The sequence below is a fragment of the Kribbella sp. genome, from assembly GCF_035655035.1.
In the GTDB taxonomy this organism is placed as follows: Bacteria; Actinomycetota; Actinomycetes; order Propionibacteriales; family Kribbellaceae; genus Kribbella.
In genome coordinates this window covers 1-5,592 of sequence record NZ_DASRVN010000524.1, presented here as the reverse complement: position 1 = coordinate 5,592, position 5,592 = coordinate 1, and the positions used below count along the sequence as shown (strand labels likewise).

7 protein-coding genes are annotated in these 5,592 nt (G+C 71.3%); 5 read left to right on the top strand and 2 right to left on the bottom strand.

Going from position 1 to position 5,592, the window contains the following annotated elements; genetic code table 11:
- Positions 1-87: 87 nt before the first annotated feature.
- On the top strand, positions 88-1,302 hold the full coding sequence (locus VFF46_RS28560) for an MFS transporter (protein WP_325040316.1): 1,215 nt from the start codon (positions 88-90) through the stop codon (positions 1,300-1,302).
- Positions 1,303-1,368: 66 nt separating this feature from the next.
- Complete coding sequence (locus tag VFF46_RS28555; RefSeq protein ID WP_325040315.1) at positions 1,369-1,839, top strand: VOC family protein; 471 nt, start codon at positions 1,369-1,371, stop codon at positions 1,837-1,839.
- Here VFF46_RS28555 and VFF46_RS28550 read toward each other — a convergent pair.
- Together VFF46_RS28550 and VFF46_RS28545 are read right to left on the bottom strand one after the other, a co-directional pair.
- Positions 1,836-3,101, bottom strand: coding sequence for a ribonuclease D (locus VFF46_RS28550; RefSeq protein ID WP_325040314.1), 1,266 nt, complete (start codon positions 3,099-3,101; stop codon positions 1,836-1,838). The two genes, VFF46_RS28555 and VFF46_RS28550, sit on opposite strands and share 4 nt — an antisense overlap.
- On the bottom strand, positions 3,098-3,700 hold the full coding sequence (locus tag VFF46_RS28545) for a DUF3000 domain-containing protein (protein ID WP_167212886.1): 603 nt from the start codon (positions 3,698-3,700) through the stop codon (positions 3,098-3,100). Before VFF46_RS28545 ends, VFF46_RS28550 begins: the two co-directional genes overlap by 4 nt.
- A gap of 105 nt (positions 3,701-3,805) precedes the next feature.
- On the opposite strand from VFF46_RS28545, the gene hemE reads away from it, so the two are divergent.
- The 3 genes from hemE to VFF46_RS28530 form a co-directional block, all read left to right on the top strand.
- A complete protein-coding gene (gene hemE / locus VFF46_RS28540; protein WP_325040313.1) occupies positions 3,806-4,858 on the top strand; it encodes a uroporphyrinogen decarboxylase in 1,053 nt (350 codons plus the stop codon).
- On the top strand, positions 4,845-5,342 hold the full coding sequence (locus tag VFF46_RS28535; RefSeq protein WP_325040312.1) for a GNAT family N-acetyltransferase: 498 nt from the start codon (positions 4,845-4,847) through the stop codon (positions 5,340-5,342). Before hemE ends, VFF46_RS28535 begins: the two co-directional genes overlap by 14 nt.
- Positions 5,339-5,592 (top strand): FAD-dependent oxidoreductase (locus tag VFF46_RS28530; RefSeq protein WP_325040311.1); only part of this gene is annotated, 254 nt, incomplete at its 3' end. The genes VFF46_RS28535 and VFF46_RS28530, both read left to right, overlap by 4 nt.

Genomic DNA, 5,592 nt, shown 5'->3' with positions numbered 1-5,592 from the left:
CGATCCGGCGCAGCGGCCCGCGGGTGCGCGGTTGTGCGAGTTCGTCGCCTGGGGCGTGCCGACGTACTTCCCGGGGGTCGATCCGGCATGAGAAAACTGTTCGCGCAGCCCGGTTTCCCGCGGCTGTTCGGCGGCCTGAGTACGTCGATGCTGGGCGACTCGGTGATGCTGCTGGTGCTGAGCATGTGGGTGAAGACGCTCACCGGATCGAACGCGCAGGCCGGCCTGACCTTCTTCTTCGTGGTGCTCCCCGCGCTCGGAGCGCCGTTGCTCGGCGTTTGGGTGGATCGCCTGCCCCGCAAGCCGATCCTTGTCTGGGGCAACTTCGCCAGCGCGGCCGCCGTACTGCCGCTGGTGCTGGTCCGGGACGCCGGCGACGTCTGGCTGATCTGGGCCGTCGCGTTCCTGTACGGCGTGTCGTTCGTCGTGCTGCCCGCGGCGGTGAACGGGCTGCTCAAGGAACTGCTGCCGGACGACCTGCTCGTCGACGCGAACTCCGGCCTGGCCACGATCAAGGAGGGCTACCGCCTGTTCGGGCCGCTCGTGGGGGCGGCGGTGTTCGCGACCGCGGGTGGCTGGCTGGTGGCGGTGATCGACGCGACCACGTTCGTGGTGGCCGGGCTGCTGATCGCGACGATCAAGGTCACCGAGACGCCGGCGCCCGCGCGGAGCACGTTCCGGGAGGACGTGCTCGGCGGCGTCCGGTTCCTGGCCTCGGATCGGGTGCTGCGGCACGTCCTGGTCGGGCTGGGGATCTCGATCCTGGTGATCGGGTTCTTCGAGTCCTCGATCTACGCCTTGATGGACGCCTTCGGCAAGCCGGCGACGTTCTCGGGTGTCTTCGTGACCTGCCAGGGCGTCGGCGCCGTGATCGGCGGCCTGACCGCGAGCCGCGCCGTACGACGCCTCGGCGAGATCGCCACCTGCGTACTCGGCCTCACCGCGCTGGCTGCGGCCACGATCGTCTGCGCCGCCGCCTCGACGATCGTCGTCGTACTCGTCGGGGCCGCCATCTGTGGCGTCGGGCTGCCGTGGACGTTCGTCTCGCTGACCACCCTGATGCAGCGCAGATCCCCGACCCACCTGATCGGCCGGGTGTCCACCGCGGTCGAGGTACTGATCTCCACACCCCAGGCCATCTCACTGGCCCTCGGCAGCCTCCTGGTCAGCCTGCTCAGCTACCGCCAGATCTTCGCCGTGATCGCCACCGTAATCCTCCTCGGCGCCGTCCAGACCTTCCTCACCCTCCGCTCCGAGATCCGCCAGGACCTCGCACCGAAAGTCCCCGTGCTGACCGAGTAGGGGACAGAACCTGTCCTGTTCTGCTTCTAGCGTCGGAGTTACCGATCCGACGAAGGAGCAGAACACATGATTCCTGATGGGTATCACGCGGTCACGCCGTGGATCATCGGTCGCGACACCGCCGGGCTGATGGAGTTCCTGGCGGCCGCGTTCGGCGCCGAGGACCTCGGTGGGCGGGTGGTGGACGAGCGCGGGAACATCGGGCACGCCGAGATGCGGATCGGGGACTCGGTGGTGATGATGTTCGACAACCCGGAGTGGCGGCCGACGCCGGCGTTCCTGCGGCTGTACGTACCGGACGTGCACGAGACCCTGACGCGGGCGGTTGCGGCCGGCGGGACGGTGGTCACCGAGCCGACGCACCTGTTCTGGGGTGACATCGTCGCCCGGGTGCACGACCCGTACGGCAACCTCTACTGGCTGCAGACCCGCGTCGAGGACGTCTCGCCTGAGGAGATGACCCGCCGACTGAGCGACGAGAAGTTCGTCAAGGCGATGGAGTACGTACAGAGCGCGATCTTCCGGCCTGAGCTCTAGTCGAGGGGTTTGGTGGGGGCTTCGGAGGTCATGGCGTCGGTGAGGACTTCGGCGGTGAGGGCGATCTGCCAGGGGCGGGCGTGGTGGTCGCGGAGGAAGGCTGTGACGACGTCGACGGTCACCTCCTGGGGTGGGGACCAGGCGAGGCGGCGGATGGTGTCCGGGGCCAGCAGGTTCTCGGTGGGGAGGCGGTGGGCCTCGGCGATCTCGGCGACCGCCGTACGGGCGGTGGAGAGGCGGGCGGCGGCGTCGGGGTCGCGGTCGGCCCAGGCGCGGGCGGGCGGCGGACCGTCGTACCGCGGGCCCTGCTTGGGCAGCTGGGACTCGGGGAGTTTGCGGGCGTGGTCGACCGCCTCCCACCAGGTCCGCATGTGCCGGTGCGCGCCGCGGCCCTTGAACGCGGTGAGCTTCTGCAGTGCGTCCCGGTCGGTCGGCATCGCGGAGGCCGCCTCGACGATCGCGGCGTCCGGCAGGATCCGGCCGGGGGAGATGTCCGCGGCCTCCGCGATCTGGTCGCGGGCCTCCCAGAGCGCCCGGACGACGGCCAGGCTGCGGCGGTTCCGGACCCGGTGCATGCCGGACGTACGGCGCCACGGGTCCGGCTTCGGCTCCCGCGGGGGAGCGTCCAGGATCGCGGCGAACTCCTGCACGGCCCACTCCCACTTGCCCGCGCGGCGGAGCTCCTGCTCGATCGCGTTCCGCAGCTCGATGAGCATCTCGACGTCGAGCGCGGCGTACACCAGCCAGGGCGCCGGCAGCGGCCGGGTGGACCAGTCGGCGGCGGAGTGCTCCTTGCGCATCCGGTAGCCGAGTACTTCGCTGACCAGCGAGGCGAGGCCGACCTTCGGGTAGCCGAGCAGCCGGCCGGCCAGCTCGGTGTCGAAGACCTGCCGCGGCACCATCCCGACCTCGGCCAGGCAGGCCAGGTCCTGGTTGGCCGCGTGGATGATCCACTCGGTGTCGACGATCGCGTCGCCGAGCGCGGACAGGTCTCCGAACGGGATCGGGTCGACGAGCGCGGAGCCGGAGCCTTCACGGCGCAGCTGGACCAGGTAGGCCCGGTGCGAGTACCGATAACCGGACGCGCGCTCGGCGTCGACCGCGACCGGACCGGTACCGGCCTGGAACGCCTCGACCGTCGCGGTCAGCGCGGGATCGGTGTCGATCACGTCGGACAGCCCGTCCCTGAGCTCGAGCAGGGGCAGGCCGGCGGTCGGGTCCTCCGTGGGCGCGGAAGGCTGCGCTGGGTCGGCTGGGCTCATCGGCCCCGCTGTCCACGCCGGGTCGGCATCGCGACCACTCCCGGCGGAACGGGCGGCAGGCCGGCCGCCGTACACAGCACTTCACCCCACGCCTCGGCGTGCCGGGTCACGTCGACGGCGCCGCCGGGACCCGGCACCGGGCTCCAGGACGCGCGGATCTCGATCTCCGCGGTCGCGTCGTCGTCGGCCATCCCGCCGAAGCTTTCCGATACCACCCTGGTCACGGTACCGCTCGGTGCCAGGAAGTCGGCGCCGCGGTCCGCGAGCGCCTCCATCAGCCAGGTCCAGCCCACGCCGCCGAGCAGCGCGTCGGTCACCATCTCCGGTTCGACGGCGGCACGCACGTACGCGACACAGCGGAAGGTCGACTGCCAGGCGTCGTTCCCCGCGGGATCGTAGAGGACGACCAGACGGCCGGTGGCGACATCGTCACCGTCGACCGTCACGTCGGCGCTGACCGCCGCCGCATGCGGTGCGATCCGCTGCGGTGCGGGCATCTCCTCGACGAAAACCTCGGGCCGGAACCGGGCACCTCGTAACTGCGAGACTGCCTCGGCGAACTCCGCGGGTGGCGCGTCGACCTGCTTGCGGGCACCCATATCGGCAGCCTACGACCGATTACTCACCGACGCGTGCGACGACGCGCCGGTAGCTGTCCGCGACCGGGCCGCGGAGTGCCGGCGACCGCGTGGGATCATCGGGCTGTGGCCCCGACGTTACCCCCCTCGCTGGACCGTTCCGCCTACCTGCTCGCTGCCCGGGGTGAGCGGCCGCCGCACACCCCGGTGTGGTTCATGCGTCAGGCCGGGCGGGCGCTGCCCGAGTACCGCGCGGCCCGGGAGGGCGTCTCGATGCTTGAGTCGTGCATGCGTCCCGACCTCGTCGTCGAGTTAACGCTGCAGCCGGTCCGCCGTTACGGCGTCGACGCGGCGATCTTGTTCTCCGACATCGTGTTCCCGCTGCAGGCGGCCGGGTTCGGCATCGAGATCAAGCCGGGCGTCGGCCCGGTGGTCGCGGACCCGATCCGGGACGCCGCCGGCGTGGCCAGGGTCCGCCCGGTGACGCCGGCCGATGTGTCGTTCACCACAGAGGCCGTGCAGCAGCTGGTGTCCGAGCTCGGCGGTACGCCGCTGATCGGGTTCGCGGGCGCCCCGTTCACGGTCGCGTCGTACCTGGTCGAGGGCGGGCCGAGCAAGGACTTCGCGAAGACCAAGGCGATGATGCACGGCGACCCGGCGCTGTGGCACGCGCTGGCGGACCGGCTCGCGGAGGTCGCGATCGCGTACCTGTCGGTCCAGATCGAGGCCGGTGCGTCGGCGATCCAGCTGTTCGACTCGTGGGCGGGCGGGCTGTCGCCGCGCGACTACGAGCGGTTCGTGATGCCGCACACCGCGAAGGTGTTCGCCGCCATCGAGCACTACGGCGTACCGCGGGTGCACTTCGGTGTGAACACGGGCGAGCTGCTCGGGCTGATGAGCGCGGCCGGCGCGGACGTGGTCGGCGTCGACTGGCGCGTCCCGCTGGACGAGGCGGTACGCCGGATCGGTACGCCGAAGCCGGTGCAGGGCAACCTCGACCCGGCGCTGCTGTTCGCGGGCTGGGAGGCGATCGAGCCGGAGCTGGACCGGATCCTTGCCGAGGGCAAGGCGGCGCCGGCGCACATCTTCAACCTCGGCCACGGGGTCCCGCCGGACGCGGATCCCGAGGTGCTGCGGCGGATCACCAAGTACGTGCAGGCAGCTCATGTTCCTGCCTGACCACGAGGTGACGCTGGAGCCGCTGCGCGCGGACCACGCGGACGCCGTACTGGCGTTCGAGCGGGACAACCGTGCGTACTTCGCCGCGCACATCTGGGACCGCGGCGACGAGTACTTCGCGAACTTCGCGGCCCGGCACGCCGCGCTGCTCGCGGAGCAGGAGGCTGGTATCAGCCGGTTCCACGTGCTGGTCGACGGTGACGGTGCGGTGGTCGGCCGGGTGAATCTGATCGACTTCGCGGACGGGGCCGCCGAGCTGGGGTACCGGATCGCCGAGAAGCGGGCCGGGCGAGGTCTTGCGACGGCCGCCGTACGGGCGATCATCGAGCTGGCTCCCGGCTACGGGTTGACCTCGCTCCGGGCGGGGGCCTCGGACCGGAACCCGGCGTCCCAGGCGGTGCTGACCCGGACCGGCTTCCGGCAGGTCGGAGTCTCCAGCACCGATCTCGGGCCGGGGAAGAAGTACGTACTGGAGGCGCTGTGAGCCGGGTTGTCGTGGTCGGTGGCGGGATCAGCGGGCTGGCGGCGGCGCATGCGCTCGCGACCGGGCCGAACCCGCCGGAGATCACCGTGCTCGAAGGGTCGCCGCGGCTCGGCGGGAAGCTGGCGGGAGCCGATCTCGAAGGAGTGCCGGTCGACCTCGGGGCCGAGTCGGTGCTGGCGCGGCGGCCCGAGGCCGTGGACCTGATCAAGGCGGTCGGGCTCGGCGAAGACCTGGTGCATCCGGCAACCAC